The following is a 25,061-nucleotide window of genomic DNA, read 5'->3' on the forward strand; positions in this document are numbered from 1 at the left end:
CTAGGACGAGCAGGGGCCTCTCGCCAGAGCGCGCGGAAAGGGCGGCGGGTTGCCTTGGGCGAGACGCGATTGGGGGGCTTGACGCGTGTCACCCACAGGTTACATGTAACCCGAAGGTGACATGGAGGGGGTTATGGGACGACGAGACACGGAACAGCGGCAACGCCGTTCGCAGCTGTTCGGCCTGAGCGTGGCGTGCGTCTGCATCTTGGGGCCCGGATTGAACTCGATCGGCAAGATCCAAGCGGGGGAAGGCGGCTATGCGATCGTCACCTTCGCCTTGATGGTGGCGGTCATGGCCTGGCTGGTGCTGGCGCTGATCCACGGCTGGGACGGCGGCTCGCGCAAGGCCCGCAAGTATCTGGAGGACGAATGGACGGGCGTGCTTCGCGCCAGCGCCATGACCTGGGGCTATGTGGCGCTGCTGGCGGGGGTCAGCGTGGTCTATGCGATCAGCCTCTGGCGGCCGGACTGGACCCCGGTTGCTCTGGCCTTGGCGCTGGCCGCCGGCGGCGCCGTGCCGGCGTTGCGGTTCGCCTTCATGGACAAGGCGGCGGACCCAGAAGATGAGTGAGGCGCGGCTGGGGTCGAACCTCAAGGCGATCCGCACCGCCGCCGGCCTGACCCAGGCCGAGCTGGCCGACCGGGCCAAGGTGTCGCGCAAGACGATCAACACGGTGGAGAACGGCGTCTTCATCCCCTCGACCGTCCTAGCCCTGACGCTGGCGCGCGCTCTGGGGGTGACGGTCGAGGAGCTGTTCTTCCTGACCGATTAGAAGGTCATGCGCACGCCGGCCAGGACCTGACGCGGGGCCCCAGGCCGGGCGCCGGCGGGGGAGAAGGCGACATTGTAGACCTCGTCGGTCAGGTTGGTGACGCGGCCGAACAGCTCGACCCGATCGGTCAGGCGAAGGCGGGCGGAGGCGTCGACCAGGGTGCGCGCGTCGATACGCTGATCGTCGGCGATGGCCCCCGAGCCGGCCTCCGCGCGCGCGGCCGAAACGCGGTTGGCCGAGACGTTGACGCCCCAGCGGCCGAAATCCACGCCGGCGTTCAGGGTCAGCTGGTGGCGGGGCAGATACGGCAGTTCATCGCCCGACTGAACCGACCCCCAGGGACCGTAGCTGGACTGGAAGCTGGTCCCGAACTCGCCGTCGCTGAGCGTATAGACCAGGGACAGGGGCGCGCCGAACGACAGGCCGAGCGACCGGCCCGCGTCCCAACGGCCCGCGACCTCGACCCCGCGCACCTCGACCGCGCCGGCCGAAAACTGGTCACCGATGGCGCAGCCCCCGCCCGTGGATGCTGTGCAGGTCCCCAGCAGATTGTCGTAGTCGTTCAGAAAGGCGATGGCCTCGATCGACAGGGCGTCACGCTGAAAGCGCACGCCGGCCTCGTAATTCCAGGAGGTCTCGGGATCGACGCTGGAGCCCGGCCCCGGATTAGCGAAGCCGCGGTGGGCGCCGGCGACCAGTCTCAGTTCAGGGGTCAGGTCGTAGGTGACGCCGACGCCAGGGATCCAGACATCGACATTGCTTTCGACCACCGAGGCCGGGGTCGCGCGGCTGGGGGGGCTGGTCGGATAGTTGGTGCGCGTCAGGTCGATGGTCTCATAGCGCAGGCCGGGCGTGACGGTCAGCGCGCCCACACGGATGGTGTCGCGCACGAAGAAGGCCCAGGCCTCGGCCTCGCCCACGCGGTTTTCCTGTGCGCCGTCGACGCCGCGCGCGGTCAGGATCATGTCGCCGTCGGCCATGCGATAGACGTCGTCGCGCTGGAAGCGGTCTTCGCTGTCCCGGTGCCAGCGGGCCGACACCTCGAGCGTGTGGTCCAGCGCGCCGGTGTCGAAGCGGGCGGTCAGGACCGACTGCACGCCCTCGGCCAGATAGGCGCGGTTGTTGTTGCGCACACGCAAGGCCTGGGCCGGGCTGACGAAGCCGGGCGCGCCGCGCAGCACCGCCATCTCGGAGGCGTAGGTCTGCGGATCGGCCAGGACCGCGCTGATGCCGACCCAGCCCGTGCCGGCGGCATTGCGCACGTCGTTCAGCTTGTACCAGGCGCGGCTGGTCTCGTTGCGATAGGCGGTGGTGGTCAGGCTGATGCGGTCGGTGAGCTCCAGACCGTAGGTCAGCTGGAACGTCTCATGCTCGACGTCCATGACATCGACCTGGCTGCCGGCGTAGCGACGGAAGGGGTCGGCGCGGAAGTCTTCCAGCGTCAGGCCCAGATAGGTCTCGTCCGACCGTTCGCCGTTGTTCTGGTATTTGAAGGTCAGGGCGTGGTGGCCGCCGACGTCGCGCAGGCCCAGCTTGATGACGGCGTCGTCGATTTCGAAGCCTGTGGGGCCGCCGTTGTCCAGTCGCTTGAAGCCGTCGTTGCGCTCGCGCAGCAGCTCGATCAGGCCCCCGACCTCCCAGCCGCCGCCCACGCCGGCCCAGCCGCCGGCCCAGGCATGGGCCTGAAGCGCGCGGTCGTCGCCGACCAGGATCGAGGCGCGGCCGGCGAAGTCGCCCGCCTCGCCTTCGGGAATGGGCGTGGAGAAAAAGCCGATTGCGCCCCCGGTGGTCAGCGGGCCGTATTTGATCGCGCCCGGGCCCTTCACCACCTCGACGCCGCTCATGCGCGCCATCCGCGGGAAATAATAGGCGGCGGGGGCGGCGTAGGGGGCCGGGGCGATCAGCACGCCGTCCTCCATGACGGCGACGCGGCCGCTGCGGTCCGTGCCCGAGCCCCGGATGCCTATGTTCGGACGCAGGCCGAAGCCGTCCTCCTCCTGCAACGCCACGCCGGGAACCTGGCGCAGGACGCGGTTGACGTCGGCGTTGTCGAACACCCTCAGCTCGGCGGCGTCGATGAAGGCCGCCGATCCGCCTGCCCGCCGCGCGGCTTCGCGCGAGCCGACCACGACGATGGATTCGACCACCTGCGGGCTGTCGGGATTGGTCGTAGCGACATCCGTGCTCGCCAAGGCGGCCGGGGCGGCCGAGCAAAGGGCGGCGCACAACAGGGCGGTGGTGGTGCGGGGAGGCATCGGTGGCTTCCGTGAATGCGAATGCGAACGCCTATCAGGCGCGCCGCTCTCTACGGGCGAAGCGCCGCCGTGTAACTGCGACACATTCGCTATGCGTGAGCCGGCTGAGAATCCGGCTAGGAGGGAACAATGACTTCGGCGCGCCTTCTCAAGTCCCTGCTGTGCTGCGGCGTGATGCTGGCGGCTGCAGGCTGCGGGCGGCTGATCCCGGATGCGCCGCGCGTGGGGCCTTACGGACAGCCGTCATCGCCGCCTTCGCCCTGGAGCGGAGCGGGCGTGGGATCGGGCGCGGCGTTTTCGATCGACGCCCCAATCGATGGCGGCACGCGCGGCGCCGTGGCGCGGGCGGCCATGCGGCCCGAGGATTGCGCCTCGGTCCTGGGCGCCGCGCGCGTGACCTTCACTCCCGTACCGGATCGGGCCAACACCGAGGTCTGTCGCATCGAGCGGGCGGGGGCGCTGGGCGCGGACTATGGCGTGCGCTCGCGCATGGCGCCGGCTCAGCCGGTCATGACCTGCCGCCTGGCGGTGGCGCTCAGCGTCTGGCGGCGTCAGTCGGTTGAGCCTGCAGCCATGGAGATCTTAGGTGCGCGCGTCGATCAGATCGACCACATGGGCGTCTACGCCTGCCGCAATGTGAATAGCGCCGCGACCGGCCGGCCCAGCGCCCATGCCCGCGCCGCCGCCATCGACATCGCCGGCGTGCGTCTCAGCGACGGGCGCCGCATCACCATCAGCAACGACTGGCATGGCAACACGCCCGAAGCCCGCTTCCTGCGCCGCATCCGCGACGACGCCTGCGCCATCTTCGGCACCACCCTGTCGCCCGACTACAACCGCCTGCACGACGACCACCTGCACCTGGAGGCCGAGGACGGGCGGCTGTGTTCGTGACGGGAGCTTTGCTTGACTCGACCAGGGGATGACTTGAGGGTGCGGGCTGACAACTAGGAGGCGACAATGCGCAGCGAAACTTTGAGCCATGGTGTGGCGGTTGCGATCCTGGGCGCTTGGATGGTCCTAGGGATCAACACGGCCGCGGTCGCACAGCAGGCGTCGCCGAGCACGCCCCCGCGCCTTACACCGGAAGAGAACGCAAATATGGTCCAGGCCGTCGAGACCATGCAGACGCTTTACCGGACCTTCGGCGCCTGCGAAGCGCACTGGCCGCGGGCGAATGTCGAACGGTTAAAGGCTGCCTTCCGGCCGGAGCGCGGCCAGCGGCCCAACAGCGTTCAGACCCTGATGGCGGAGGCCTACGAAGCCGGGCGGACAGGCGAGCCCCGCTCCGCCGCCTTTTGCCGCGAAGTGGCGCACACCCTTTCGCAAAGGTCCGCGCGTCGCTGAGACGCGCGGAGCGAACCTGAGATCGGGTCTTAACGGCGCACGCGGGCGCGGGTTTCCAGGTCGGCGAGGCGGCGCTCAATGTAGGCGCGGTCGTCGGCGCTGGGGCTGATGCGGGTGTAGGCGGCTTCCAGGCGAGACAGGTCGCCGTGTTCGACACGAAGCTGCGTCTGGGCGGCTGTGGCCAGACCGGAAGACGGCAGGGCGCGCTCGATCGCGGCCAGGCGGCCGCGGTAGTCTTGAGCCGTCGGCGTGGTCGTTGCCGGGGCGTCACCGACGCGCACGTCCAGGGCGTCAAGGCGCGCGTCCAGATCGGCGCGCTGGCTGGCGCTGACGCCGCCTGCGCGGATGTATCCGGCCTCGGCGGTGACCACGGCCTGGTATTCGGTCTTTAGCCGGGTGCCCTCGGTGCGAGTTACACGGCGAGCGGAAACGGCGGCGTCCACCCGACGGTCGAAGTCGGCGCGGCCCTCCGCGGCCGAGGCGGCGGTGGAGCCTGATGGCTGGGCGTAGCCGCCTTCCGCCAGGACCTGGGTGAGGGCGCCGTAGCGGTCGGCGAGGTCGCTGCGTTCCTGTGTGGTGAACCGCCCGTCGGCGGCGTAGCGGGCCTCCAGAGCGACGAGATCGGCGTATTCGGCCTTAAGTCGGGTGGCGTTGGTGTTGGTCAGGCGGCCGGAGCGGAGCTCGGTATCCACGCGCGTGTCGAACTGGGCCCGCTGGGCGCCGAGCGGGCTCTGGCCGCGCGCCCATTGTGCGTCGAGATTAGTTGAAACGCCCAAGCGGTCGCCGAACAGCGCGCCAAGCACCGCGCCGAGCGCCTGCTGCTGTTGGTTGGGCGGGGTTTGCGTTTGGGCTTGGGCCGCGCCGGCAGCGAGCGTCAGGGCGGCGAGCGAGGCAGCGAAAGCGGTTGTGCGGGTCATCAGCCTGTCTCCGGATTTCGGCAAGAGAACGGAGATTGAGGGGTCAGGTTTCCTAAATGGCGAGGTTGCCGCCTCAAACACACATTGACCACCAAGCTTGACATCACCGCACACCAGGCCTTCACCCTGCTGGGCTGCGCCGTCAGCATCGTGCTGAACCTGTGGCGGCTGGCGACGGGCGAGCGCTGAGGCCCTGAACGCAGAGGTCCGAAAACCGCGAGACATCGGCGGGCGGCGGGCTCATTCTGAGCCTATGGACCAACCGCTGGAGCCCGAAGCCTGCTACCGCGCGGTCGCCACGCGCGACCTGCGGTTCGACGGCCGGTTCTTCACCTGCGTGAAGACGACGGGGATCTATTGCCGGCCGGTCTGTCCGGCCCGCACGCCTCGACGCGAGAACGTCAGCTTCGTTCCCAGCGCGGCGGCGGCGGAAGAGGCGGGATACCGCGCCTGTCTGCGCTGCCGGCCCGAGACGGCGCCCGACATGGGGGCGTGGAAGGGCACCTCGGCCATCGTCGGCCGGGCCCTGGCCCTGATCGAGGCGGGGGCGCTGGATGAAGGTGACGTCGACGCCCTGGCGGCCCGGCTGGGCATGGGCGAGCGACAACTGCGGCGGCTATTCAGACGACATCTGGGCGCCGCGCCGGTCAGCGTGGCCCAGACCCGGCGCGTGCTGCTGGCCAAGGCGCTGATCCAGGAGACCGATCTGGGCATGGCCGAGGTGGCGCTGGCCTCGGGCTTCGGCAGCGTGCGGCGCTTCAACGAGACCTTCCAGGCCCTGTATGGCCGACCGCCCTCGGCCCTGCGACGGGGGGCGACGCGCGGCGACGGCGGCGGCGTCAGGCTGAGCCTGGCCTATCGCGCGCCCTACGACGAAGCAGCGATGCTGGCGGCCCTCCTGACGCGCGGCGACAGCGTGCAGGCCGGCGTCTGGCGGCGCGCCCTGTCGCCCGAGGTCGACGGCGCAGCGGGCGCGGTGTCGGCTCGGTTCGACAAGGGCCGGCTGGCGGTCGAGGTCGAGACGCCGGACCTGCGGGTTCTGCCGGGCGTGCTGGCGCGGGTGCGGCGGGTGTTTGACCTATCGGCCGATCCGGAGGCTATCGCCGCCGATCTGGCGGTGGATTCCGGCCTGCGGTCGGCGCTTGAGGCGCGGCCGGGGCTGAGGCTGGCGGGCGACTGGCTGGAGGCGGACGACACGACGCCCAGCGATCGATTGCCCGAGGATTTTACCAAGACGCTGGCCGAGCGCGCGAATGCCTGGCGACCCTGGCGCGCCTATGGGGCGCTGTATCTCAAGACGATGGAGACGCGCGATGTCGCCGCCTGAACGCCTGACGCTGGACCGGATCGAGACGCCGCTGGGCGAGGTGCTGCTGGTCACCGACGCCGATGGCGCGGTGCGCGCGCTGGACTTCGTGGACTTCGAGCCACGCATGATGACGCTGCTGGCGCGGCACTACGGCGCCGTCGACCTGTCGGAAGGCCGTGCCCCCGAGACCGTTCGCACTGCGGTCCAGGCCTATTTCCACGGCGACGCGCACGCGCTGGAAGGCCTGACGACCCGCACGGGCGGCACGGACTTCCAGCGGCAGGTCTGGGCGGCGCTGAAGACCATTCCGGCGGGCCAGACCCGCAGCTACGCCCAGTTGGCCGCCATGATCGGCCGGCCGAGCGCGGTGCGGGCTGTCGGCCTGGCCAACGGCGCCAATCCCATCGCCCTGATCGCGCCCTGCCACCGCGTCGTGGGCGCCAACGGAACCCTGACCGGCTATGCTGGCGGTCTGGAGCGCAAACGCTGGCTTTTGGCGCACGAGGCGGGCAGGGCGTCTTAGAGGTTCACCACCGCAAAGCCGTTTTCCGACGCCAGACGCTCGGCCAGGACGGCGCGGTGACAGCCGCAGGCCTCGGCCTCGAAACACAGCAGGCGACCGGCTGTTCGGACGCCAGGGCGCGGAGCTGCTGATAAGCGGTTTCGGCCTCAGGCTCGGCCATGTGGTCGGCGAAGATGGCCCGCATCTCTTCTATGCGTCCCTTGCGTGCGGCTTCGCGCCCGGCCTTGGGCGTGCCCAGCGCGCGCAGATGCAGATAGTCCACGCCCTCGGCCTTCAGGCTTTCGCCCAGCAGGGTCTTGGAAAAGCCCGCACGGCGCGACGCGGCCACGGCGCGCACGTCGACCAGCAGGCGCACGCCCGCCGCCTTCAGCCGCCCGATGACCTCGGGCTGGGCCGCGCCTTCATAGCCGATGGTGTAGATATTCATCCGCCCGATATGGGCGTCCTGGGCTCGGTCCCAAGCGTGACCGTCAGGCCGCGTTGGCGGCGGCCTTCTTGATCTTGTCCTGGTGGGCGCGCATGCCCGCGGCGATCAGCTCGGCGGCTTCGCCGGCGTCGCCCCAGCCCTTGACCGTGACCGACTTGCCCTTCTCCAGGTCCTTGTAGCGGGTGAAGAAGTGCTCGATCTGTTCGATCAGGATGGCGGGCAGCTGACGATAGCTCGCCACGTCGGTGTAGTAGGGGTTCAGCTTGTCGACCGGCACGGCCAGGATCTTCTCGTCGCCGCCGGCCTCGTCGACCATCATCAGCACGCCGATCGGGCGCGAGCGGATGACGCAGCCGGGCACCACCGGCGTCGGGTTCAGCACGATCACGTCGCACGGGTCGCCGTCATCGGACAGGGTGTGCGGGATGAAGCCGTAGTTGCCCGGATAGTACATCGCCGTGTGCAGGAAGCGGTCGACGAACAGAGCGCCGGACGCCTTGTCCATCTCGTATTTAACCGGCAATCCCCCTTGAGGAATCTCGATGACGACGTTGACGTCCCAAGGCGCGTTGGGTCCAACGGGGATGGCGTCGAGGTTCATGGGTTCTGCACTGTGCGGCTGCGAACGGGGAGGGCGGCGTGATAGGCCGTGCGGCGCTTTCGGGCAAGCGGCGCTTGCTTGAGAAGGCGCAGACCCTCAGGAAGGGCGGGGCGCAACGAAGGCGGATATGATGAGCATCTGGGACTGGTCGGCGGTCGTTCTGTTCGGCCTGTGCTGGCTGGGCTACGGCCCGCTGCTGGCCTTCATCGCCCGGCGCAGCGGTTCGCTGAACGCCGACATGGCCCATGTCCGTCACGCCTGGATGACCGCCATGACCCGGCGCGAAATCCGGCTGATCGACGCCCAGCTGATGGGCCACACCATCAACTCCGCCTCCTTTTTCGCCTCGACCAATCTGCTGCTGATCGCAGCCGTGGCCGGGGTGCTGTTCGGCGGCGAGGCGGCGCTGAGGGGGTTCGCGGCGGTCGGCGCCGAGAACGTGCCGACCCGCCTGCTGGAGGCCAAGCTGGCCCTGGTGCTCATCTGTCTGGCGCGCGGCCTGATGGATTTCATCTGGTCGATCCGGCAGATGAACTACACAATCGCCCTGATCGGGGCGGCGCCCGAGATCGAGGGGCGCGAGCGCGAGGCTTTCGGCGCGGCCACCGGCCGGGTGCTGAACCCCGCGCTAAACGCTTTCAGCCAGGGGGTGAGGGGCTATTATTTCGCCATCGCCGCCGCGGCCTGGCTTTTCGGGCCGGTCTGGCTGGCAATCGGGGTGGTCGGCGTCTTCTGCCTTCTGATCTGGCGCCAGGAAGCATCGCCGGCCGCTATCGCCATCCGCGAGGCGCGCAGACTGATCGTTGATTAGTTTGGGTGCGCCTGCGAAGCGTCCCGTGGACGATTTTTGCTGATGTGGGGCTCGGGCCCCATTGGTCGAGGCGATATCAAGCGTAACGACTCGTGATCGTGGGGCGAAAGTCGCGTCTTGACGCATTGTGCGCTGCAACCTAGATTGCTGATCGACGCTTTCGGGCGTCATGCCCTTCCTGGGCGTTTCCTCCCTATAGACTTTATATGCCGCGCCCTCGGGCGCGGCTTTTTTTTACCGCCAGTCCTGCCCGATCAGCCCTTCGGTCACACGACGGATCAGACCGGCGAGGCGCGCCATGCCCAAGCCCGGCCGACTGGCCGCCTCGTCCCAGTACAGCGCCCGGTTCAGCTCGATCTGCAGCGCCTCAAAGCCCTCGTTCGGCCGTCCCCAGGCCTGGGTGGACCAGCCGCCCGCGTAGGGATGGTTCAGCGCCACGCTCAGCCCCTCGCGCTCGAACAGGGCGCGCACCTGGCGCGTCAGCGCCGTCCGGCAGCTCGTGCCATGCCGGTCGCCCAGCACCACATCGACGCCGCCCACGCGCGCGGGCATGGAGTGCCAGTCGATCAGCACCGCCCGCCCGTGCGCGGCGTGTGTCGCCCGCATCAGCGCCGTCAGGGCGGCGTGATAGGGGCGGTGGGCCGTTTCCAGCCGACGCTCGGCCTCGTCGCGGGTCAGGCGACGGTCATGGATCGCCTGGCCGTCGCCGGTCAGTCTGGGAATGACGCCGTACCCCGCGCGCACCCTGGGGTCGCTCGTCTCGGGCGCCCCGTCGATCAGCGCCGGATCAAGCGCTTCGGGCGCGCGGTTCAGATCGACATAGGTCCGGCTGATCTGCGCGGCGAGCACCGGTGCGCCCAGTTCCGGCGCGCCGGCGATCAGGGCGTCCACCCCGCGATCCTCGGCGCTGCACAGGCTGGCTTCGGACAGGTCCGCCCGGGGGCGCATGTCGTCGGGTCGCGCCCGGCCCGAGTGGGGCGAGGCGAACACCAGCGGCCCGCCGGCGCCCCGCGCGGGCGTCAGCGCAAAGGTCGAGTTCAGGGCTGGCCGATCCGGCGTCATGGCTCCGCTTAGCGGTTTTCCCCCGCCGCGACACGGCATGGTCCGAATTTTCATGGCCGATTCACCGGTCCGATCCTAGGCTCCTCCCAACTCGAGTTCGGATTTCTCCCTGCATGGCGCGCATTCTTCTGGCCGAAGACGACGGCTCCCTTCGCGGCTTCCTCAGCCGCGCCCTCGAGAAGGCGGGCCACGAGGTGGTCGCCTGCGAGAATGGCGACGACGCCATCGACGCCCTGGATCAGGGGCCGTGGGACCTGCTGCTGACCGACATCGTCATGCCCGGCGCCGACGGAATCGAAGTCGCGCGCGCCGCCGCGGCCCAGCAGCCCGGCCTGCGCATCATGTTCATCACCGGTTTCGCCGCCGTCGCGCTCAGCGCCGCCCAGGCCTCCCCCCAGGCCAAGGTCCTGTCCAAGCCTGTGCATCTGCGCGACCTGGTGGCCGAGGTGGAGAAGATGGTCGCCGCCTGATCCGATTGGAGCGTTTTGGCCCTTGCGATCCGCGCGGACCCCGGGTTATAGACCGCGCCTTCCCGCCCCGGAGCCAAACTCCAGGGCCGCCAAGGCGGACGCGTAGCTCAGCGGGAGAGCACTACGTTGACATCGTAGGGGTCACAGGTTCAATCCCTGTCGCGTCCACCATCGCCTCTCAAGACATCTAAAGCATTGAAGAAACCGCTTTTTTGGTGAGTGCGGCTTCCGTTTGTTGCATTCGACACAGGACTTGTTCGCTCCCGGGGCTTTCGGTCCGACAGGCGCGAACGCTGCGGCGGGATCATCGCCGGGCGCTGTGAGGTCGAGGCGTCGGCTGTGGGCGCGACTGGACGGGGCGGGGCGGTGTGTCCCATATGCGGGCCGTCAGCCGTCCGTGGAGTTCAGATGTCCCATTCCTTTCCCGCGCCCACGCCCGCCGACTGGCGGACCGAGGCCGAAAAGGCGCTGAAGGGCCGTCCGCTGGAAGGTCTTGTCCACCTCGACGCCGACGGGCTGGCGATCCGACCGCTGTACTCCCCGGCCAATGGCGCAGGCGCCCTGTCCGCCCCGCGCGCCTCGGACGCCGAGGGCCGCGCCTGGGATCTGCGCGCCACGGTCGAGGGCGACGATCCTGCCGCCGTCAACGCTGCGGTCCTGACTGAACTTCAGAACGGCGCCGCCAGCCTGTTGATCTCGGGCGCTGTTCTGGCCGATCCCGATCCCCTGGGCCGCGCCTTGGAAGGCGTCGCGCTGGAGCTGGCCCCGGTCGCGCTGGACGCCGGCATCGATGGACCCGACGCGGCCAACGCCCTGGCGGTCGTGGCCAAGGGCTCGCCGCGTGCGCGGCTGCTGTTCCACATGGACCCCATCTCCGCCTTCGCGCGGGCCGGCGGCTCGCCGCGCCCGATCGAGGATCACGTGACCTTGGCGGCCAACACCGCCGCGCGCCACGCCGGGGCCTATCCCGAGGCGCGCTTCTTCCTGGCGTCCGGCCAGGTGGTGCACGAGGCCGGCGGTTCGCTGGCGCAGTCTTTGGCTTTCGCTCTGGCCTCCGCCGTCGGCTATGTCCGCGCCGGCATGGCGGCTGGGCTCGACCGCGACCGTGCGCTGGATAGCATTGTCTTGGGCCTGGCGGTGGATCAGCAGTATTTCGACAGCCTGTGCGCGCTGCGGGCCCTGCGCCTGTTGTGGGCCAATGTCAGTCGCGCCTTTGGGGCGGAGACGCCGGCCGTGATCGAGGCGCGATCTTCGCGGCGGATGCTCAGCCGCCGCGACCCCTGGCCAAATCTGCTGCGGCTGACTGCGGCGGGCTTCGCGGGCGGGGCAGGGGGCGCCGACGCGATCGTGCTGGACGGCTTCACCCGCGCGGAGGGCCGCCCCGACGCCTTTGCGCGGCGCCAGGCCCGCAACATGCAGCTGGTGCTAATGGAGGAAGCCAACTTGGGTCGCGTCGACGACCCTGCCGCCGGCAGCTGGTTCCTGGATCACCGCACCCGAGACCTGGCCCAGGCCGCTTGGGCCGAGTTCCAGTGGATAGAGTCCGAAGGCGGCGTGGTCGAAACCCTCAAGGCCGGCCTGATCCAGCCCCGCGTCGCCCGCGCCCGCGCCCAGGCCGAAGCGGCGCTGAAGGATGGCGCCGCGCAGATGGTCGGCGTGACCCAGTTCGTCGATCCCGATCCGCGACCGATCTCGGTCGAATTCTCGGCCGAAACGGTCGAGACCGCCCCCGGCGCCCTGGCCCCGGTCCGGCTCGCCGAACCCTTTGAAGTCCAGGCGGAGACCGGCCGATGAACACGCCTGATTTCGCCAAACTGCCGCTGGACCTGTCCGCCACGGCGTTAGGCCCGGCGCGCGATCCCTGGCTGACGCCCGAGGGCCTGTCGATTCAGACCGCCTATGGTCCCGACGCGCTTGAAGGGATCGAAGCGATCCACGGCCTGCCGGGCTTCGCGCCCTATATGCGCGGCCCCTATCCGACCATGTATGCGTCCAACCCCTGGACCATCCGCCAGTACGCCGGCTTTTCGACGGCCGAGGAGTCCAACGCCTTCTATCGCCGCAACCTGGCGGCCGGTCAGAAGGGGCTGTCGATCGCCTTCGATCTGGCCACGCACCGCGGCTACGATTCCGACCACCCGCGCGTGGCCGGCGACGTCGGCATGGCGGGCGTCGCCATCGACAGCATCTACGACATGCGCACGCTGTTCGACGGCATTCCGCTGGATCAGATGTCGGTCTCCATGACGATGAACGGCGCGGTGCTGCCGGTGCTGGCGCTGTATGTCGTCGCGGCCGAGGAGCAGGGCGTGGCGCCGGCCAAGCTGACCGGGACCATCCAGAACGACATCCTCAAGGAGTTCATGGTCCGCAACACCTACATCTATCCGCCTCTGCCTTCGATGCGGATCATCTCGGACATCTTCGCCTGGACGGCCGAGCACGCGCCGCGCTTCAACTCCATCTCCATCAGCGGCTATCACATGCAGGAGGCGGGGGCCTCGGCGGACCTGGAGCTGGCCTACACCCTGGCCGACGGGCTGGAGTACATCCAGGCGGGCGTGGACGCCGGCATGACGGTGGACCGGTTCGCGCCGCGTCTCAGCTTCTTCTGGGCCATCGGCATGAACTATTTCATGGAGGTGGCCAAGATGCGCGCGGGCCGCCTGCTGTGGGCCGAGAAGGTCGCCGAGCGGTTTGCGCCGTCCGATCAACGCAGCCTGTCGCTGCGCGCGCACTGCCAGACGTCGGGCTGGTCCCTGGCGGCCCAGGATGTGTTCAACAACGTGTCGCGCACCATGGTCGAGGCCATGGCCGCCGCGGGCGGCCAGACGCAAAGCCTGCACACCAATTCGCTGGACGAAGCCCTGGCCCTGCCGACCGACTTTTCGGCCCGCATCGCCCGAAACACCCAGATTCTGCTGCAGCAGGAGACCGGCCTGACCCGCGTCATCGACCCGTGGGGCGGGAGCCACTATGTCGAGCGTCTGACCCACGACCTGGCCGAGCGCGCGCGCGCCCACATGGCCGAGGTCGATCGGCTGGGCGGCATGGCCAAGGCCATCGAGGCGGGCATTCCCAAGCTGCGCATCGAAGAGGCGGCCGCCAAGACCCAGGCCCGCATCGACACCGGTCAGCAGACGGTCGTGGGCGTCAACCGCTACATCAACGACCAGGCCGACGACATTCCGGTGCTGAAGGTCGACAACGCCGCCGTTCTGGCCGCCCAGATCGACAAGCTGAAGCGGCTGCGGGCTGAGCGCGACGAGGCGGCGACGCAAGCCGCACTCAACGCCCTGACCGAAGGTGCGAAGGGCGACGCCAACCTGCTGCAGTTGGCCATCGAGGCGGCGCGCGCCAAGGCCACGGTGGGCGAAATCTCGGATGCGCTGGAGGCGGCCTTCGGCCGGCACGTCGCCACGGTGAAGACGGTGTCCGGCGTCTATGGCCGCGAGGCCGGCGCCGATCCGCGCGTGTCGCGCGCCCGCGACATGGTCGCCGCCTTTGTGGAGAACGATGGCGGCCCGCCTCGCATCCTGATCGCCAAACTGGGCCAGGACGGCCACGACCGGGGCCAGAAGGTGATCGCCACCGCCTATGGCGACCTGGGTCTGGAGGCGACCGCCGGCGCCCTGTTCCAGACGCCTGAGGAGGCTGCGCGCGAGGCGGTCGAGAAGAACGTCCACGCCGTGGGCGCCTCGTCCCTGGCGGCCGGTCACCTGACCCTGGCGCCCGCCTTGATGGCCGAGCTGAAGAAGCTGGGCCGCGAGGACATCATGGTTGTGGTCGGCGGCGTGATCCCGCCGGCCGACGTTCAGCCCCTGTTGGATGCCGGGGTCGCGGCGGTCTATCCGCCCGGCTCGGTCGTGGCCGAGACGGCCATCGACCTCATCGAAAAGCTGAACCAGCGCTTGGGGTATGCTCAGAAGCGCTGAGGCCCCGCCCGCCCATCCCCAAGGCTGAGAGGATGAGCGGTGGTGGCGAGGCGGCTTACGCCGCCTGCTTCTGGCCGGCGAACTTGCCGTAGAAGGTCTCGCCCTTGGCGGCCATGTCGCGCAGCAGCTGCGGTGGGCTGAAGCGTTCGCCGTACTTGGCGGCATAGGCGTCGGCCTGTTCCACGAAGGCCTTGAGGCCGATCTGGTCGATCATGGTGATCGGGCCGCCGGTCCAGGGCGCGAAGCCCCAGGCCAGGATGGCGCCCACGTCGGCCTCGCGCGGATCGTCGATCACGCCTTCTTCCCAGCAGCGCGCGACTTCGACCGCCTGGCGGTAAAGCAGGCGGCGCTTCTGGTCCTCGACCAACTCGGGCGTCGAGTCGTCGATGGTGACCGGCGCCAGGTCTGAAAGGCCCTTCCACAGGGTTTTGGGCTTGGTGTCGTAGTCGTAGAAGCCCTTTCCGTTCTTGCGGCCGTAGCGGCCCAGCTCTTCGACCATCTTCTCGACGATCTGCGCGCCGGGCAGCGGCACATAGGCGTCGCCCAGGTCGGCCTTGGTCTGTTTCGACACCTTGACCGACAGGTCCAGAGCCACGTCGTCGTGCATTTCCAGCGGACCGCGCGGCATGCCGGTGGCGCGACCGATGTTGTCGATCAGGGCGGGGGCGTAGCCCTCTTCCAGCATCGCCAGGCCCTCGGCCACATAGGTGGCGAAGCAGCGCGAGGTGTAGAAGCCGCGGCCGTCGTTGACGACGATCGGCGTCTTGCGGATCTTCATGACGTAGTCCAGCGACTTGGCGAGCGCCGCCGGGCCGGTCTTCTCGCCCATGATGATCTCGACCAGCATCATCTTGTCGACCGGCGAGAAGAAGTGGATGCCGATGAAGTCTTCGGGCCGCACCGACGCCTCGGACAGGCCCGAGATCGGCAGGGTCGAGGTGTTGGAGCCGAACACGGCGCCGCGCGCCAGCTGGGCCTCGGCGCGCTTGGTCACGTCGGCCTTGATCTCGCGGTTCTCGAACACCGCCTCGATCACCAGGTCGGAACCCTTGATCAGATCATAGTCGGTGGTCGCCGTGATGGAGCCGAGCAGGGCGTCGTACTTGTCCTGGGTCAGCTGACCGCGCGACAGGCGCTTCTTCAGCAACTCCTCGACGTGGGCCTTGCCCTTGTCGGCCGCCTCCTGGTCGCGGTCGATCAGGATGGTCTCGATGCCGGCCATGGCCTGCACATAGGCGATGCCCGCGCCCATCATGCCGGCGCCAAGTACCGTGACCTTCTTGGGATCGGACTTGGGCTGATCGGCCGGACGCACCGCGCCCTTGTCCAGCTCCTGCTTGGACAGGAACAGCGAGCGGATCATTCCTTGAGCCTGCGGCGTCATCAGGGTCTTGATGAAGTAGCGCGTCTCGATGCGCAGCGCCGCGTCCATCGGCACCTGAACGCCTTCATAGACGGCCTTCATCAGGTTGGTGACGGCCGGATAGTTGCCGTAGCTCTGCTTCCGGACCATGGCGTTGCCGACCAGGAAGTTCTGGATGCCGGCCGGGTGATAGGGGCCGCCGCCGGGCAGTTTGAAGCTCTTCTCGTCCCACGGCTGGACGGCCTTCCCGCCGCCCCTGATCCAGGCCTTGGCGGCCTCGACCGACTGGCCCTTTTCGACCACCTCATGGACGATGCCCGCGCCCTTGGCGTCGTTGGGGCGGAAGGACTTGCCCTCGCTTATGGCCATCATGGCCGCCTGCACGCCGACCAGGCGCGTCAGGCGCTGGGTGCCGCCGCCGCCGGGGAACAGGCCGACCTTGATCTCGGGCAGGCCCAGCTGGATCTTATTGTCGTTCTCGACCACGCGGTAGTGGCAGGCCAGCGTCAGCTCCAGCCCGCCGCCCAGCGCCAAGCCGTTGATCGCCGCCGCCACCGGCTTGCCGCAGGTCTCCAGCGCGCGCAACGCGCCGTTCAGCCGCCAGCCCGCGTCATAGGCCGCCTGCAGATCCGATCCGCCCAGCATGCCGGAAGCCATGTCGCCCAGGTCCGCCCCGGCGCAGAAGCCCGAGGTCTTGCCCGAGGTCAGCACCGCGCCCTTGATGGCGTCGTCGGTCTTCACCCGTTCGACCCATTCGGGAATCTCGGCCATGACCTTGCCGGTCAGGGTGTTCATCGAGCGGCCCGGCACATCGAAGGTGATGAGCGCAATGCCGTCGGCGTCGACGTCGATCTTGAAGTTTTCCATTGGATCAGTTCTCTCGGATCAGACGCGTTCGATGACGGTGGCGGTGCCCATGCCGCCGCCGATGCACAGGGTGATCAGGGCGGTTTCCTTGTTCGAGCGCTCAAGCTCGTCCAGCACCACGCCGGTGATCATGGCGCCGGTGGCGCCCAGCGGGTGGCCCATGGCGATGGCGCCGCCACAGACGTTGATCTGGTCATGCGGGATGTCCAGCGCCTGCATGAACCGCAGCACGACGGCGGCGAAGGCCTCGTTCAGCTCCCACAGGTCAATGTCGGACTTGGCCATGCCCAACCGGCCCAGCAGCTTGTTGGCCACGAACTCGGGGCCCGTCAGCATGATCGACGGCTCCGAGCCGATCGAGGCGGCGCCGCGGATTTTTGCGCGCGGCTTCAGGCCCAGGGCCTTTCCCGCATCCAGCGTCCCGATCAGCACGCCGGCCGAACCGTCGACGATGCCCGAGCTGTTGCCCGGCGTGTGGACGTGATTGACCCGCTCGACCTCGGGATAGCGCTGCTGGATCACGGCGTCGAAGGCCATTTCGCCCATCATGGCGAAGGACGGGTTCAGCGCGCCCAGGGTCTGCATGTCGGTGTTGGGGCGGATGGTCTCGTCGCGGTCCAGTTGGACCAGGCCCAGCTGGTTCTTGACCGGAACGACCGATTTGGAGAACCGGCCCTCTTCCCACGACCGGGCCGAACGCTTGTGGCTCTCGACCGAATAGGCGTCCACGTCGTCGCGGCTGAAGCCCCATTTGGAGGCGATCATGTCGGCCGAGACGCCCTGCGGCACGAAATAGGTCGGGAAGGCCGAGGACGGATCGACCGGCCAGGCGCCGCCGTCCGACCCCATCGGCACGCGGCTCATGGCCTCGACGCCGCCGCCGACGGCGAACTCGGCCTCGCCGGACTTCACCTTGGCGGCCGCCATGTTCACGGCTTCAAGGCCCGAGGCGCAGAAGCGGTTGATCTGGACGCCCGCCGTGGTCTGGGCCCAGCCGGCGTTCAACACGGCCGTGCGGGCGATGTCGGCGCCCTGCTCGCCCACAGGCGAGACGCAGCCCAGGATGACGTCGTCGACCTTGGAGGTATCCAGATCGTTGCGCTCGCGCAGCGCCTCCAGCACCTGCGAGGCCAGGCTCAGCGCCGTGATCTCGTGCAGGCTGCCATCCTTCTTGCCCTTGCCGCGGGGCGTGCGAACTGCGTCGAAGATATAGGCGTCGGCCATGGGCGTCTCACTGGCTGAGGCCCCCAGGTTCGATCCGTCAGCCGTCGCGCGTCAGGCAGGCCATGGGGGGCGAGTGCGGAATAGAAACTCGCCCGCCAAAAACCCTACGTTTACGTCAACGTCAAGTAAGAAGCGCGTCAGCGAGCCGGCGGGATGCGCGTTGCCTGGGTGATCCGGCAGGCGTAATCGCGCGAGGCCTGACCGGTCGTCGCGCCGGTCGTTTGCAGCACGCCGTCCTTGGCGGTGCAGTCGGCTTCGAGCTTGGCCAGTTCGGTCTGATAACGATCAGGACCGGTCGTGCCGCAGGCGCCCAGTGTCAGGGCCAAGGCCGCCAGACTGGTGGTGATGGCGAGTTTCATGTCGATCTCCTCCTGTATGCTTCGGACTCAACGCGCGGCGAGGCGAACGAGTTTTCCGTCGCGCTCGTCGGTGATGACCCAGACCGCGCCGTCGGGCCCGACCTTGACGTCACGAATGCGCTCGCCGAGATCGGTCAAAAGACGCTCCTCGCCCGTGACACGGCCGTTCTCGATGACCAGACGCGAGACGTGCTTGTCCTTCAACTGCGCCACCAGCAGGTTGCCGTTCCAGCCAGGGAACATCGCCCCCTCGTAGAAGGCGGCGTTGCCGGGGGCCGGCGAGGGGTCCCAGTAATAGACCGGCTGCTCCGTCCCCTCGCGCGCCGTAACGGCCTCGGGAATGGCCTGGCCGCTGTATTCGACGCCATAGGCGACCTCAGGCCAGCCGTAGTTCTTGCCGGCTTCGGTCAGATTGACCTCGTCGCCGCCGCGGGTGCCGTGTTCCACCGTGTAGAGCGCACCCGTGCCCGGCTGGATCGCCGCGCCCTGGACGTTGCGGTGGCCCAGCGACCAAATCTCGGGCAGGGCGCCCTGCTGGTTGACGAAGGGGTTATCGGCGGGGACCGAGCCGTCGGCGTTGATGCGGATAACCTTGCCCATGTGCGAACCGAGGTCCTGCGCTTGCGGCCGGATCGGACGGTCGGAGCGTTCGCCGAGGGTGATGAACAGGTGGCCGTCGCCGCCAAAGGCCAGGGCCGAGCCGAAATGCTTGTCGCCGTCGTAGGTCGGCTGGGCGCGGAACACGACCTGGGCGTTTTCCACCGAGCGGCCGTCATCGGCCAGACGCCCGCGCGCCACCGCCGTGCCGTTGCCGCCGTCGCGCGGCTCGGCGTAGCTCCAATAGATCATTCGGTCCTGACCAAACGTCGGCCCGACGATCACATCCAGAAGCCCGCCTTGGCCGCGAGCGTCCACGCGCGGCAGGCCGGTGATCGGCTCTCCGATATTGCCCTCGGCGGTGATGATGCGCAGGCGGCCGGGCTTTTCGGTCACCAGCCAGCGGCCGTCGGGCAGAAGGGCCAGGCCCCACGGATGCTCCAGCCCCTCGGCCACGACGGAATGGCTCATGGCCTGCTGCGTCGTGACGCCCGGCGCGCGCGTCTGGCCTTCGAAGGCTGGCGACTGACCCGTCCCTTGCGCCGCGCGCGTTTCGACAGGCTGGCCGGGCTGGGCCGCCTGCTGGGTTTCACTGTTGGCCCCGCACGCGGCGGCCAGAACGAGCAGGGAGGCGGAGGCGGCGGCGATCATCGGGCGCATGGCGATCCTTCGGAGGCGAAAACAGGGAAGTTGATCCGACAACACATAAGGCCACGCTAGCGTTGCGCATGCGCGGCGTCACGTCGCGCCGCAAAGGCCCCTTGAACGCGACGGCCTGCGGCGATATAGGCACGCCCTCCCGCGCGGTCCCTGCGACCGCGAGCGCCGGGGCTGGGTAGCTCAGATGGTTAGAGCGGTGGATTCATAACCCACAGGTCGGCGGTTCGATCCCGCCTCCAGCCACCACGCCGCACGCCTGATAATCAGGACGGCCGTTCCGGCGGCGGATCGAATAGTCCCGGGAAAGCCGACCTGATCGCGAATTCGACATGAGAGCGGGTAGGGTCGTCGAACCGCGAGATGGCCGATGCTGTGAGCGATCGCGCCTCGTCCAGTGTGATCAGCCCGCGCTGGATCAGGGCTTCAAAGGTGACCGCCTGCATGGCGAAGGCCGCAACACCTGCGACGACGGGATCGATCTGGCTCTTCATGTGCGACTTGGCGTGTTCTCTCAGCGGAGCACTGCTAATCTACCCTTGTTCCGCGAAGTTGTCGCTTTCGATTTTCATCGCGGACGACTGGCGCCGGCTCAATCGACTTCGTGCCGCCGTTGGACGGTCAGAAGCTCCAGCCGCCTCAGCGCCGCCAGCAGACGGTTGGTCTGCATGACGGGCCACAGAGCCAGTTTCAGCATGAGCGCCATGATCAGCAGCACCGCCGAAGGCAGGCCCCAGTGCAGGGCCGTCAAGGCCTCCTCGGCCTGAAAGAACCGCCAGCCGGTCCAGACGCCGCCGACGAACATTGCCGCCTGAACCGCCAGCAGCACGCCGCTGACCCAGCCCGAACGCCCCGCGAAAAGAGACAGGGCCTGCTGCACATGGCCGGGGTCTTCGCCGATGCGGCGCAGCAGGTCGCGTTCCTCCTCGGCCAGCGTCTGGTCGATGATGTGGTCCGAGCTAGTCATGGTCGTCTCCTTCCAGCACGGCGCGCAGACGGCGTCGTGCGTGCATGAGGCGGGTCTTGATGGTGCCCGCCGGGACATCGAGGGCCACGGCGATCTCGGCGATGCTCAGGTCCTCGAAATGAAACAGGGCGATGGCCGCTCGCTGGGGCGGCGGCAGTGTTTGGATCGCCGCTCGCAGGCGCCGCAACTGGTCACGGCCTTCGACATCGAGTCGAACCGGCTCGGCCTCCGGCTCGGCCAGCACCGCGCGATCCAGCTCGCGACGGCCGCGCTGGGCGGCGACGTGGCGCGCGCATCTGCGAGAGACGATCCGATAGGCCCAAGCTGCAAAAGCCTGCTCGTCCTGAAGACGATTAAGCCCTCGCGCGATGTCCAGCCATCCAGTCTGAACGACGTCGCGCGCCGCCTCGGGGTCGCCCAGCAGCCGATAGGCGTGAGCGGCGAACCTGCGGTTCCAGCGCCGCACCAGATCGGCGAAGGCGCGATGGTCTCCGGCGCGGGCAGACGCGACCAGATAGTGGTCCAGCAGACGACGGGTCTCGGCGGCCACGGAGGTGGCCTTGGCGGCGTCGATTGAGGTTGCGCGCGGCGTCATGAGGAATAGGTGCCGCCGGTTCGCCGAACGGTTCAACGGCTCGTAGCTTTTTCGACTTGAAGGCGGTCTGAAACCTCACAGACGGACATGCGTTACGGCCAAGGTTCAGTTCTGACTCTCGGAGAGCGCTCCATGATCCGTTTCACACGACCCGCCGCTGTCGCCCTGTCGGGCGTGCTGCTCATCGCCGCCGCGGCCTGCACCGAGGCCGAGCAGAACCAGGCAGAGGCCGAGACGCGCGCCGCCGGCGAACAGGCTCAGGATGCCGCCGCCAAGGCCGGCGAGGTGGTCGAGGCCGGCGCCATGAAGGCCGCTCAGGCCGTCGAGCGCGGGGCCGGCGACGTGGCCGCCCGCCTGGAGCAGAACCAGGCCGAGGCCGCCGCCGAGGGCCGCGAGGGCGCCATCGATCCGGCCACGGACCAGCGTGTCCGCTAGGTCGACGCCGCCTCGTTCAGCAAAGTCTGAACGAGGCCCTTGGCTTCGTCGCTCGACCAGTCGGCTTCGCCGACCTTCAATGCCCTGACCCGCCCCAGCCGGTCGATCAGCACCGTCTGGGGCATCTTGCCGCCTGCGCCGAAGGCGAAGGGCAGGCGGAACTTCGGCTCGGCGTAATAGGGCAGGGGCGCGTTCTCGCCGATGAAGGCGCGGGCCTGGGTCGTCGCCGTGTCGCCCACATCGACGCTGACCGGCACGACCTGCACCTCGGCATTGTCTGCGAAGTGAAGGGCCAGGGCGGCCAGCGTCGGCATCTCCAGCCGGCACGGCGCGCACCAGGTGGCCCACAGGTTCAGCACCAACACCTTACCGGCGAAATCGGCGATGCGGACCTCTCGCCCGTCCGCGTCCAGGAAGGGGATGTCGGGCGCTGGCGCGGCCTCAGGAATCTCCAGGCCGCCCAGGGCGCGACGGTTCAGGCCGCCTTGACGGTTGTCGCCGTCGCCGCACGCCGCTAGGGCAAGGGCCAGGCCGCCGCCAGCGGTCATCGCCAACGCCCGCCGCCTCGAGAGTTCCGTCATGAATTCGCGTCCTGATGCCGATGCGGCGACTAACGCCCCCGCGAACAGCGCGGGTCAAGACATGTGGGGCGGGCGCTTTTCGTCGCGGCCGGCTGACATCATGCAGGCCATCAACGTCTCCATCGGCGTGGACCGCCGTCTGTGGGCTCAGGATCTGGCCGGCTCGCGCGCCCACTGCCGCATGCTGATCCAGCAGGGGATTGTGTCCGCCGCCGACGGCCAGGCCATTCTTAACGGACTGGATCAGGTCCAGGCCGAGATCGAGGCCGGGACCTTCCCCTTCCGCGACCAGTTCGAAGACGTCCACATGAATGTGGAGGCGCGCCTGTCGGAGTTGATAGGCGAGCCGTCGGGCCGTCTGCACACCGCGCGCAGCAGGAACGACCAGGTCGCCACCGATTTCCGCCTGTGGGTGCGCGACGCCTGCGACCGCACGGTGGCCCAGCTTCAGGCCCTGCAGTCCGTCCTGCTGGACCGGGCCGAACAGCACGCGGGCGACCTGATGCCCGGCTTCACCCACCTACAGACCGCCCAGCCGGTGACGTTGGGCCATCATCTGATGGCCTATGTCGAGATGTTCGGCCGCGATGCGGGCCGTTTCGCCGACGCCCGGACGCGCATGAACGAAAGCCCCCTGGGCGCCGCCGCGCTGGCCGGCTCGCCGTTTCCGATCGACCGCCAGATGACGGCAGCCGAGCTGGGCTTCGACAGGCCGATGGGCAATTCGCTGGACGCCGTGTCGGACCGCGACTTCGCGCTCGAGAGCCTGGCCGCCGCCTCGATCTGCGCCGGCCACCTGTCGCGTTTCGCCGAAGAGATCGTGGTGTGGATGACGCCCATGTTCGGCTTCGCCAGCCTGCCCGACGACCTGACCACCGGCTCGTCCATCATGCCGCAGAAGCGCAACCCCGACGCCGCCGAACTGGTGCGCGCCAAGACGGGCCGGATCATGGGCGGCTTCGTCGCCCTGTCGACCGTCATGAAGGGCCTGCCGCTGGCCTATTCAAAGGACATGCAGGAGGACAAGCCGCCGGTGTTCGAGGCGTTCGATGCGCTGGACCTGGCGCTGAACGCCATGACCGCCATGGTCCGCGCACTGCACCCCGACACGGGCCGCATGGCGGCGGCGGCCGGGGCGGGCTTTTCGACCGCCACCGACCTGGCCGACTGGCTGGTGCGGGAGCTGAACCTGCCGTTCCGCCGGGCGCACCACGTCACGGGCGCCGCGGTCAAGCGGGCCGAGGCCCTGGGCGTCGGCCTGGCCGATTTGTCGCTGGCGGAACTGCAATCGCTTGAACCGGGCGTGACCGAAGCGGTTTACAAGGTGCTGAGCCCCGAGGCTTCCTGCGCCAGCCGTCAGAGTTTCGGCGGCACCGCGCCGGACCAGGTCCGGGCCCGCATCGCATCCTGGAGAGAGCGCCTGTGAAAAAGATACTGATCCTCGTAGGCGCCGCCGCGCTGCTGTCCACCGGCGCCTGCGGCCGCATGGCCGATCTGGAGAGCCCGCGCGAGACCGAGCGCGCGCCGCGCGACGCCAACGCTCCCGCACTTCCTGAGCCCGCCACGGTCAATCGCCCGTCCAGCCAGATGCCGATCGACGGCGGCCCGCCCAACCTGATCGGCGGCACCGCCGCCGGCCGCGAACAGCCGCGCTAGGGCGAAGCCGACCTTGCATCACTTCGACGTTCGGGACGGCGCCCTGCACGCCGAGGGCGCTTCGCTCGAGACGATCGCGGCCGAGGTCGGCACGCCGGTCTATGTCTATTCGGCCGCGACGCTGCGCCGTCACTACGGCCTGCTGCGCGACGCCTGCGACGCCCATCGAGACGCGCTGGGCGACGCCCTGATCGCCTTTGCGGTCAAGGCCAACTCCAATCTGTCGGTGCTGGCGACCCTGGCGCGGCTGGGCTGCGGCGCCGACACCGTGTCGGAGGGCGAAATCCGCCGCGCCCTGGCCGCGGGCGTGCCGGCCGAACGGATCATCTTCTCGGGCGTGGGCAAGACCGATGCCGAGCTGGCCTTCGCCATTCAGGCCGGCGTGCGCCAGATCAATCTGGAGTCGGGCGCCGAGCTGGACCGGCTGATCGCCGTCGCCGCCTCGCTTCAGGCGCGGCCCGAGGTGGCCGTGCGGGTCAACCCGGACGTCGGCGCCGGCGGTCACGCCAAGATCACCACGGGCGGCAAGGGCGACAAGTTCGGCGTGCCGGTTCAGGAGGCGATGGACCTCTACGCCCGCGCCTCGGCCTCGCCGCACGTTCGGCCGGTGGGCCTGGCCTGTCACATCGGCAGCCAGATCACGACGCTGGAGCCGCTGCGCGCCGCCTTCCAGGTTCTGCGCGACATGACCGAGCGGCTGCGCGGCCAGGGTCTGGAGGTGACACGCCTCGATCTGGGCGGCGGCCTGGGCGTGCCCTATTTCGGGGACGCCGCGACGCCCGCGCCGGCCGAATATGTCGCCATGGTCGCCGGGGTGCTTGACGGCCTGAAGGTCGAAGCCGCCTTCGAGCCGGGCCGCCTGCTGGCCGCCAACGCCGGCGTTCTGGTCAGCCGTGTGATCCAGGTCACGGAACGGACCGACGGCCGCCGCTTCCTGGTGCTGGACGCGGCCATGAACGATCTGATGCGGCCCGCGCTGTACGACGCCTTCCATGCGCTGGAGCCGGTGCGCGCCCGCGCGGGAGAGGCCGCGCCGCACGACATCGTCGGCCCGGTCTGCGAGACCGGCGACACCTTCGCGCGCGACCGCGACCTGCCGCCCTTCCAGGCCGGCGACCTGGCCGTCTTCATGAGCGCCGGCGCCTATGGAGCGGTCATGGCCAGCGAATACAACACGCGGCCCCTGGTCCCCGAGGTGCTGGTCGACGGCGACCGCTGGGCCGTGGTGCGCCCGCGTCCCAGCTACGACGCCATCCTGGCACGCGAACCCCTGGCCGACTGGCTCTGACGCAAAAGAAAAGGCCGGCCGGAGCGAACTCCGACCGGC

Annotated in this window: 27 protein-coding genes and 2 tRNA genes; 16 read left to right on the forward strand and 13 right to left on the reverse strand. The window is 69.0% G+C overall.

The window, feature by feature from the left end:
- The first annotated feature begins 133 nt into the window (after positions 1-133).
- Both ACK4I0_RS03045 and ACK4I0_RS03050 read left to right on the forward strand, forming a co-directional pair.
- Positions 134-574, forward strand: a complete 441-nt coding sequence (locus tag ACK4I0_RS03045; RefSeq protein WP_409607875.1) for a hypothetical protein — start codon at positions 134-136, stop codon at positions 572-574.
- Positions 567-776 (forward strand): helix-turn-helix transcriptional regulator, encoded by a 210-nt coding sequence (locus ACK4I0_RS03050; RefSeq protein WP_409607877.1) that lies wholly within the window; start codon positions 567-569, stop codon positions 774-776. Before ACK4I0_RS03045 ends, ACK4I0_RS03050 begins: the two co-directional genes overlap by 8 nt.
- Here the strand turns inward: ACK4I0_RS03050 and ACK4I0_RS03055 are convergent.
- The gene (locus ACK4I0_RS03055) at positions 773-3,031 is read right to left on the reverse strand and encodes a TonB-dependent receptor family protein (protein ID WP_409607879.1); all 2,259 of its coding nucleotides are present in this window, start codon (positions 3,029-3,031) and stop codon (positions 773-775) included. The genes ACK4I0_RS03050 and ACK4I0_RS03055 overlap by 4 nt on opposite strands.
- A 129-nt stretch (positions 3,032-3,160) precedes the next feature.
- Between ACK4I0_RS03055 and ACK4I0_RS03060 the strand changes: the two genes are divergently transcribed.
- Positions 3,161-3,925 (forward strand): extensin family protein, encoded by a 765-nt coding sequence (locus ACK4I0_RS03060; protein ID WP_409607881.1) that lies wholly within the window; start codon positions 3,161-3,163, stop codon positions 3,923-3,925.
- Between the two features lie 207 nt (positions 3,926-4,132).
- A complete protein-coding gene (locus ACK4I0_RS03065; protein ID WP_409607883.1) occupies positions 4,133-4,378 on the forward strand; it encodes a hypothetical protein in 246 nt (81 codons plus the stop codon).
- Positions 4,379-4,407: 29 nt separating this feature from the next.
- Here ACK4I0_RS03065 and ACK4I0_RS03070 read toward each other — a convergent pair whose 3' ends face one another.
- Positions 4,408-5,295, reverse strand: coding sequence for a hypothetical protein (locus ACK4I0_RS03070; protein WP_409607885.1), 888 nt, complete (start codon positions 5,293-5,295; stop codon positions 4,408-4,410).
- A gap of 253 nt (positions 5,296-5,548) precedes the next feature.
- Between ACK4I0_RS03070 and ACK4I0_RS03075 the strand changes: the two genes are divergently transcribed.
- Positions 5,549-6,622, forward strand: a complete 1,074-nt coding sequence (locus ACK4I0_RS03075) for a bifunctional transcriptional activator/DNA repair enzyme AdaA (protein ID WP_409607887.1) — start codon at positions 5,549-5,551, stop codon at positions 6,620-6,622.
- Positions 6,609-7,127, forward strand: a complete 519-nt coding sequence (locus tag ACK4I0_RS03080) for a methylated-DNA--[protein]-cysteine S-methyltransferase (RefSeq protein ID WP_409607889.1) — start codon at positions 6,609-6,611, stop codon at positions 7,125-7,127. The genes ACK4I0_RS03075 and ACK4I0_RS03080 overlap by 14 nt, the downstream gene beginning before the upstream one ends.
- Positions 7,128-7,131: 4 nt before the next feature.
- Here ACK4I0_RS03080 and ACK4I0_RS03085 read toward each other — a convergent pair whose 3' ends face one another.
- Entirely contained in the window at positions 7,132-7,554 is a 423-nt protein-coding gene (locus ACK4I0_RS03085; RefSeq protein WP_409607891.1) for a DUF488 family protein, read from the reverse strand.
- Between the two features lie 43 nt (positions 7,555-7,597).
- The gene (ppa, locus tag ACK4I0_RS03090; RefSeq protein ID WP_409607893.1) at positions 7,598-8,155 is read right to left on the reverse strand and encodes an inorganic diphosphatase; all 558 of its coding nucleotides are present in this window, start codon (positions 8,153-8,155) and stop codon (positions 7,598-7,600) included.
- A 130-nt stretch (positions 8,156-8,285) separates the two neighbouring features.
- Here ppa and ACK4I0_RS03095 point away from each other — a divergent pair, with 130 nt between their 5' ends.
- On the forward strand, positions 8,286-8,966 hold the full coding sequence (locus tag ACK4I0_RS03095; RefSeq protein ID WP_409607895.1) for a DUF599 domain-containing protein: 681 nt from the start codon (positions 8,286-8,288) through the stop codon (positions 8,964-8,966).
- 234 nt (positions 8,967-9,200) lie between these two features.
- On the opposite strand, the gene ACK4I0_RS03100 is transcribed toward ACK4I0_RS03095, so the two are convergent.
- Entirely contained in the window at positions 9,201-10,028 is an 828-nt protein-coding gene (locus tag ACK4I0_RS03100) for an N-formylglutamate amidohydrolase (protein ID WP_409607897.1), read from the reverse strand.
- Positions 10,029-10,141: 113 nt separating this feature from the next.
- Between ACK4I0_RS03100 and cpdR the strand changes: the two genes are divergently transcribed.
- From cpdR to scpA, 4 genes are all read left to right on the forward strand, one after another.
- On the forward strand, positions 10,142-10,498 hold the full coding sequence (gene cpdR, locus ACK4I0_RS03105) for a cell cycle two-component system response regulator CpdR (RefSeq protein WP_135066976.1): 357 nt from the start codon (positions 10,142-10,144) through the stop codon (positions 10,496-10,498).
- Between the two features lie 96 nt (positions 10,499-10,594).
- Positions 10,595-10,669 (forward strand) — tRNA-Val (locus ACK4I0_RS03110).
- A gap of 237 nt (positions 10,670-10,906) precedes the next feature.
- Positions 10,907-12,292 (forward strand): methylmalonyl-CoA mutase family protein, encoded by a 1,386-nt coding sequence (locus ACK4I0_RS03115; RefSeq protein WP_409607899.1) that lies wholly within the window; start codon positions 10,907-10,909, stop codon positions 12,290-12,292.
- Positions 12,289-14,433 (forward strand): methylmalonyl-CoA mutase, encoded by a 2,145-nt coding sequence (gene scpA / locus ACK4I0_RS03120; RefSeq protein ID WP_409607901.1) that lies wholly within the window; start codon positions 12,289-12,291, stop codon positions 14,431-14,433. Before ACK4I0_RS03115 ends, scpA begins: the two co-directional genes overlap by 4 nt.
- 55 nt (positions 14,434-14,488) lie before the next feature.
- Here scpA and ACK4I0_RS03125 read toward each other — a convergent pair whose 3' ends face one another.
- The 4 genes from ACK4I0_RS03125 to ACK4I0_RS03140 all read right to left on the reverse strand — a co-directional run bounded on the left by ACK4I0_RS03125 (position 14,489) and on the right by ACK4I0_RS03140 (position 19,503).
- A complete protein-coding gene (locus tag ACK4I0_RS03125) occupies positions 14,489-16,663 on the reverse strand; it encodes a 3-hydroxyacyl-CoA dehydrogenase NAD-binding domain-containing protein (RefSeq protein ID WP_409607903.1) in 2,175 nt (724 codons plus the stop codon).
- Positions 16,664-16,681: 18 nt separating this feature from the next.
- Positions 16,682-17,887 (reverse strand): acetyl-CoA C-acetyltransferase, encoded by a 1,206-nt coding sequence (locus ACK4I0_RS03130; RefSeq protein WP_409607905.1) that lies wholly within the window; start codon positions 17,885-17,887, stop codon positions 16,682-16,684.
- A gap of 137 nt (positions 17,888-18,024) precedes the next feature.
- The gene (locus ACK4I0_RS03135) at positions 18,025-18,246 is read right to left on the reverse strand and encodes a hypothetical protein (RefSeq protein WP_409607907.1); all 222 of its coding nucleotides are present in this window, start codon (positions 18,244-18,246) and stop codon (positions 18,025-18,027) included.
- Between the two features lie 27 nt (positions 18,247-18,273).
- Entirely contained in the window at positions 18,274-19,503 is a 1,230-nt protein-coding gene (locus ACK4I0_RS03140) for a PQQ-dependent sugar dehydrogenase (RefSeq protein WP_409607909.1), read from the reverse strand.
- Between the two features lie 169 nt (positions 19,504-19,672).
- Between ACK4I0_RS03140 and ACK4I0_RS03145 the strand changes: the two genes are divergently transcribed.
- Positions 19,673-19,749: transfer RNA gene (locus ACK4I0_RS03145), tRNA-Met, on the forward strand.
- A gap of 17 nt (positions 19,750-19,766) precedes the next feature.
- On the opposite strand, the gene ACK4I0_RS03150 is transcribed toward ACK4I0_RS03145, so the two are convergent.
- The 3 genes from ACK4I0_RS03150 to ACK4I0_RS03160 form a co-directional block, all read right to left on the reverse strand.
- Positions 19,767-19,994 (reverse strand): hypothetical protein, encoded by a 228-nt coding sequence (locus ACK4I0_RS03150; RefSeq protein ID WP_409607911.1) that lies wholly within the window; start codon positions 19,992-19,994, stop codon positions 19,767-19,769.
- 98 nt (positions 19,995-20,092) lie between these two features.
- The gene (locus tag ACK4I0_RS03155) at positions 20,093-20,467 is read right to left on the reverse strand and encodes a DUF6768 family protein (protein WP_409607913.1); all 375 of its coding nucleotides are present in this window, start codon (positions 20,465-20,467) and stop codon (positions 20,093-20,095) included.
- Positions 20,460-21,062, reverse strand: coding sequence for an RNA polymerase sigma factor (locus tag ACK4I0_RS03160; protein WP_409607915.1), 603 nt, complete (start codon positions 21,060-21,062; stop codon positions 20,460-20,462). The genes ACK4I0_RS03155 and ACK4I0_RS03160 overlap by 8 nt, the downstream gene beginning before the upstream one ends.
- Positions 21,063-21,194: 132 nt before the next feature.
- On the opposite strand from ACK4I0_RS03160, the gene ACK4I0_RS03165 reads away from it, so the two are divergent.
- Positions 21,195-21,497, forward strand: coding sequence for a hypothetical protein (locus ACK4I0_RS03165; RefSeq protein WP_409607917.1), 303 nt, complete (start codon positions 21,195-21,197; stop codon positions 21,495-21,497).
- Here the strand turns inward: ACK4I0_RS03165 and ACK4I0_RS03170 are convergent.
- The gene (locus tag ACK4I0_RS03170) at positions 21,494-22,078 is read right to left on the reverse strand and encodes a TlpA family protein disulfide reductase (RefSeq protein WP_409607919.1); all 585 of its coding nucleotides are present in this window, start codon (positions 22,076-22,078) and stop codon (positions 21,494-21,496) included. The genes ACK4I0_RS03165 and ACK4I0_RS03170 overlap by 4 nt on opposite strands.
- A 61-nt stretch (positions 22,079-22,139) precedes the next feature.
- On the opposite strand from ACK4I0_RS03170, the gene argH reads away from it, so the two are divergent.
- From argH to lysA, 3 genes are read left to right on the forward strand one after another with little or no spacing between them, the layout of a single operon-like run.
- A complete protein-coding gene (gene argH, locus ACK4I0_RS03175; RefSeq protein WP_409608091.1) occupies positions 22,140-23,504 on the forward strand; it encodes an argininosuccinate lyase in 1,365 nt (454 codons plus the stop codon).
- Positions 23,501-23,734: a hypothetical protein gene (locus ACK4I0_RS03180; RefSeq protein WP_409607921.1), complete on the forward strand. Its 234-nt coding sequence runs from the start codon at positions 23,501-23,503 to the stop codon at positions 23,732-23,734. The genes argH and ACK4I0_RS03180 overlap by 4 nt, the downstream gene beginning before the upstream one ends.
- A 13-nt stretch (positions 23,735-23,747) precedes the next feature.
- Positions 23,748-25,022, forward strand: coding sequence for a diaminopimelate decarboxylase (lysA, locus tag ACK4I0_RS03185; RefSeq protein WP_409607923.1), 1,275 nt, complete (start codon positions 23,748-23,750; stop codon positions 25,020-25,022).
- The last annotated feature ends 39 nt before the right edge of the window (positions 25,023-25,061 follow it).

Origin of the sequence: Brevundimonas sp. (genome assembly GCF_046295775.1) — a bacterium.
Taxonomy (GTDB): domain Bacteria; phylum Pseudomonadota; class Alphaproteobacteria; order Caulobacterales; family Caulobacteraceae; genus Brevundimonas.

Coding starts and splice junctions, on each gene's coding strand:
- ACK4I0_RS03115 (WP_409607899.1), top strand. CDS start 10,907: ATGTCCCATTCCTTTCCCGCGCCCACGCCCGCCGACTGGCGGACCGAG.
- ACK4I0_RS03150 (WP_409607911.1), bottom strand. CDS start 19,994: ATGAAGAGCCAGATCGATCCCGTCGTCGCAGGTGTTGCGGCCTTCGCC.
- ACK4I0_RS03055 (WP_409607879.1), bottom strand. CDS start 3,031: ATGCCTCCCCGCACCACCACCGCCCTGTTGTGCGCCGCCCTTTGCTCG.
- ACK4I0_RS03130 (WP_409607905.1), bottom strand. CDS start 17,887: ATGGCCGACGCCTATATCTTCGACGCAGTTCGCACGCCCCGCGGCAAG.
- ACK4I0_RS03060 (WP_409607881.1), top strand. CDS start 3,161: ATGACTTCGGCGCGCCTTCTCAAGTCCCTGCTGTGCTGCGGCGTGATG.
- ACK4I0_RS03165 (WP_409607917.1), top strand. CDS start 21,195: ATGATCCGTTTCACACGACCCGCCGCTGTCGCCCTGTCGGGCGTGCTG.
- ACK4I0_RS03070 (WP_409607885.1), bottom strand. CDS start 5,295: ATGACCCGCACAACCGCTTTCGCTGCCTCGCTCGCCGCCCTGACGCTC.
- ACK4I0_RS03135 (WP_409607907.1), bottom strand. CDS start 18,246: ATGAAACTCGCCATCACCACCAGTCTGGCGGCCTTGGCCCTGACACTG.
- ACK4I0_RS03045 (WP_409607875.1), top strand. CDS start 134: ATGGGACGACGAGACACGGAACAGCGGCAACGCCGTTCGCAGCTGTTC.
- ACK4I0_RS03155 (WP_409607913.1), bottom strand. CDS start 20,467: ATGACTAGCTCGGACCACATCATCGACCAGACGCTGGCCGAGGAGGAA.
- ACK4I0_RS03065 (WP_409607883.1), top strand. CDS start 4,133: ATGGTCCAGGCCGTCGAGACCATGCAGACGCTTTACCGGACCTTCGGC.
- ppa (WP_409607893.1), bottom strand. CDS start 8,155: ATGAACCTCGACGCCATCCCCGTTGGACCCAACGCGCCTTGGGACGTC.
- ACK4I0_RS03085 (WP_409607891.1), bottom strand. CDS start 7,554: ATGAATATCTACACCATCGGCTATGAAGGCGCGGCCCAGCCCGAGGTC.
- ACK4I0_RS03080 (WP_409607889.1), top strand. CDS start 6,609: ATGTCGCCGCCTGAACGCCTGACGCTGGACCGGATCGAGACGCCGCTG.
- cpdR (WP_135066976.1), top strand. CDS start 10,142: ATGGCGCGCATTCTTCTGGCCGAAGACGACGGCTCCCTTCGCGGCTTC.
- ACK4I0_RS03100 (WP_409607897.1), bottom strand. CDS start 10,028: ATGACGCCGGATCGGCCAGCCCTGAACTCGACCTTTGCGCTGACGCCC.
- ACK4I0_RS03170 (WP_409607919.1), bottom strand. CDS start 22,078: ATGACGGAACTCTCGAGGCGGCGGGCGTTGGCGATGACCGCTGGCGGC.
- ACK4I0_RS03160 (WP_409607915.1), bottom strand. CDS start 21,062: ATGACGCCGCGCGCAACCTCAATCGACGCCGCCAAGGCCACCTCCGTG.
- scpA (WP_409607901.1), top strand. CDS start 12,289: ATGAACACGCCTGATTTCGCCAAACTGCCGCTGGACCTGTCCGCCACG.
- ACK4I0_RS03125 (WP_409607903.1), bottom strand. CDS start 16,663: ATGGAAAACTTCAAGATCGACGTCGACGCCGACGGCATTGCGCTCATC.
- ACK4I0_RS03095 (WP_409607895.1), top strand. CDS start 8,286: ATGAGCATCTGGGACTGGTCGGCGGTCGTTCTGTTCGGCCTGTGCTGG.
- ACK4I0_RS03075 (WP_409607887.1), top strand. CDS start 5,549: ATGGACCAACCGCTGGAGCCCGAAGCCTGCTACCGCGCGGTCGCCACG.
- ACK4I0_RS03140 (WP_409607909.1), bottom strand. CDS start 19,503: ATGCGCCCGATGATCGCCGCCGCCTCCGCCTCCCTGCTCGTTCTGGCC.
- ACK4I0_RS03050 (WP_409607877.1), top strand. CDS start 567: ATGAGTGAGGCGCGGCTGGGGTCGAACCTCAAGGCGATCCGCACCGCC.
- argH (WP_409608091.1), top strand. CDS start 22,140: ATGTGGGGCGGGCGCTTTTCGTCGCGGCCGGCTGACATCATGCAGGCC.